Source organism: Actinomyces sp. oral taxon 170 str. F0386, assembly GCF_000195595.1.
In the GTDB taxonomy this organism is placed as follows: domain Bacteria; phylum Actinomycetota; class Actinomycetes; order Actinomycetales; family Actinomycetaceae; genus Actinomyces.
This window is the reverse complement of sequence record NZ_GL882559.1, coordinates 1-2,943: the sequence shown is the minus strand read 5'-3', so window position 1 is coordinate 2,943 and position 2,943 is coordinate 1. Positions and strand designations below refer to the sequence as shown.

Annotated in this window: 3 protein-coding genes; all 3 read left to right on the top strand. The window is 65.2% G+C overall.

Features of this window, described 5'->3' with window-relative positions; all coding sequences use genetic code 11:
- The coding region (locus HMPREF9056_RS11035) for a serine hydrolase (RefSeq protein ID WP_009405063.1) at positions 1-790 on the top strand (790 nt) is incomplete at its 5' end.
- A gap of 269 nt (positions 791-1,059) precedes the next feature.
- The gene (locus tag HMPREF9056_RS11030; RefSeq protein ID WP_253270017.1) at positions 1,060-2,256 is read left to right on the top strand and encodes a sensor histidine kinase; all 1,197 of its coding nucleotides are present in this window, start codon (positions 1,060-1,062) and stop codon (positions 2,254-2,256) included.
- A partial coding sequence (locus HMPREF9056_RS11025) for a response regulator transcription factor (RefSeq protein WP_009405061.1) occupies positions 2,253-2,943 on the top strand: 691 nt, incomplete at its 3' end. The genes HMPREF9056_RS11030 and HMPREF9056_RS11025, both read left to right, overlap by 4 nt.

Sequence of the window (2,943 nt, the reverse complement as noted above, 5' to 3'; positions counted from 1 at the left end):
GGGTATTGACGGATCAAAGATCACGGTGCGTCAGCTCCTGCAGCACACCAGCGGACTACCCGATTTCGATGAGACACTCGTTGGTACGACAGATGTCTTTCAGTACCGACACCACTATGTCACCCCGAGAGACGTCCTTGACAGTGCGCTGAGCAAGCCGGCGCAGTTCGAGCCCGGTGCTCAGTGGAAGTACACCAACACGAACTACCTTGTGCTGGGGATGCTTGTTGAGCGGGTGTCTCAGCGGCCGGTGGGTGAGCAGATCGATGAGCGCATCGTCAAGAAGCTGGGGCTGTCGCACACCTACTTCCCGGCTCAAGGGGAGGAGAAGATTCGTGGCACCCATCCTCGGGGGTACCACCTCAACGCCGACGGCAAGTTGGAGGACATTACCGAGATGGATCCGGCTTGGGGGTGGGCGGCTGGTGCGATGGTCTCGACCCCCAGCGAGCTCAACACCTTCTTCCAGGCCGTCTTCGACGGCAGGCTGCTGACCCAGGCCAGCATCGACGAGATGAAGAAGGGCGTCGATATGGGATCAGGAGGAGGAGTCTACGGGCTGGGCCTCATCGGTACTCCGCTCAGTTGCGGAGGCACATCCTGGGGCCACGGAGGTGATATCGCGGGCTATCACACGAGAGGTGGAGTCGGCCCTGACGGCACTGCCGTCACCGTCGCCGTTACTGCATGGCCCTCGGCGATTGCGGACCAGAACAACCTGGAGAGCTCTGCCGAGGAGAAGGCCGGAAAGGTCGATGAGACAGTGGACGCCGCCCTGTGCCACAAGTGATGGGCTCTGAGAAGGACCCAGGCGCCTCGCGGCTGCGGCTGCGCATGTGCTTGACTCGGGGCGTGCCCAGCCGCGTGCCCGATTCCGCAGTCCGGGTGCAGTCGCCACCGAGGCTCCCACGAGCCGCGGTGGCGCTGTGCCTGCTCAGTGTGCTGCCTTACATCGGCATGGTGATAGCAGAACCAGAGTATGTCGCCAGACAGGGGGCAGAAACCGTCTCCAGGGCGGTCGTCCTGAGCGCGCTCGCTACCCTCCAGATAGCAGCTGTCATGATGACGGCGCGGTTCCCGTACTGGGTGCTCGGGATCGTGGCCTCTGCCGATCTCATCATCCTCATCGCCAGTGATCGATCGGGGCTCGGATCCGTTGCGGTCATGGTCGTCATCTGGTACCTCGTGCGTTACCGCGTCCCGGGCTGGCAGATCGCGCTGTTCGCCAATGTCATCGTCTTGAACCTGGTCTTCCTCATCGGCGAGGTGCACTCCGGTCAGCGTGGGATGATCACCATGATCATCTTGCTCTCGGCGCACCTGCTCCAGCGTTACCTCCTACCGGTGGTGGCGGCGGAGTACATGCTGGGGCGCGAGCGGCTGCACCAGGCACTGCGCGACAAGGCCGAGCTCCTTGAACGGGAGAAGCAGCTGCTCGAGCGCGAGGAGCGCGAGCGGGTCGAGCGCGAGCTGCGAACCAGCCGCAATGCCCTGGCCCGCGATCTCCACGACATCGCCGGCCACCACCTCTCCGGCGTCATCGTCAGCGCCCAGGCGGCTGCGGCCCTGCGGCACAAGGATCCGGAACGCTCCGACCAGATGCTCCAGACGGTGCAGGACAGTGCCCGAACCGCTCTGGCCGACCTGCGTCAGGTCGTCGGTCTCCTGCGCAGCGAGGACAGGAGTGACTCTCAGCGTGAAGGGCAGGCGACGGATGGTCAACAGAGCGAATCGACGTCGTCGAGCACCGAGGCGACAGCCGAGGCTGCGGCCGTGACGGATTCCCGGATGGCAAGGGAGCCGGTGCTCCTGCCCTCGCTGGAGGCAGTGCCTCGCCTCGTTGAGGAGTCTCGCTGTCGTCAACAGCGGGTCGGGTACGCAGTCAACGGCCGGCCTCGTCCCCTGAGCCCACTAGCTGACACCGCCGCCTACCGCATGGTCCAGGAGTCGCTCGCCAACAGCGCGCGGCACGCGCCGGGAGCTCCTTGCCAGGTACGGGTCACCTATCAGCAGGGGTGTGTGGAGATCGTGGTGAACAACCGACGTCCGCCGAATGCGGAGGCGCGTCAGGCGGGTGCGGGCAGCAAGGGCGGTGGCTACGGTCTGTCCGGCATGGCTGAGCGCGCTGCCCTGGTGGGTGCTGAGCTGGTCACCGGCCCCGACCCCGACGGCGGCTGGTGCAACCGCCTTGTCATCCCCGTTCCTCCGGACAGCGCCGACGGGTCTCGTCCCGAGGAGGAAGCGGCATTCCCATGATTCGACTCGTCATCGCTGACGATCAGGCTGTGGTCCGCGCAGGCTTGAGCGTCATCCTCGGAGCGGAGGAGGACATCGAGGTCGTGGGTGAGGCCGCCGACGGTGCCGAGGCGATCACGCTGGCTCGTGAGCTGCGCCCCGACGTCGTGTGCATGGACATCCGCATGCCCGGAACCGACGGTATCGCGGCGACGCGGGCAATCGTCTCCGACCCTGGTCTGGACGTGGACGTGCTCATCCTGACCACCTTCGACGTCGACGACGATGTCCTGGCCTCGCTTGAGGCCGGTGCTGCGGGCTTTCTCCTCAAGGGCGCCGATGAGGCCACCTTGCTGGGAGCCGTCCGTTCCGTTGCGGTGGGAGAGGGGACCCTGGACCAGCGCGTCACCCGCCGCATCCTGCATGAGCTCTCCAGACGAGGTTCTCCAGGTACTCTCGCCAGACATGACATTGGGTCTCAGCACAGGGACGTCGGCAGTGCCGCGGATGCTGGTGGTGCATCCGAGCAGGCGTCGTTCGCGGGGGCTGCTTCCGTGGACGTCACCTTGACCTCTCGGGAGCTGGAAGTGCTCAGGCTGCTGGCCCAGGGCATGTCCAACGGTGAGATGGCAGCGCATCTGTACGTCGAGCCGACGACGATCAAGTACCACTTGACGGGCCTGATGCAGAAAACCGGATCCCGGGATC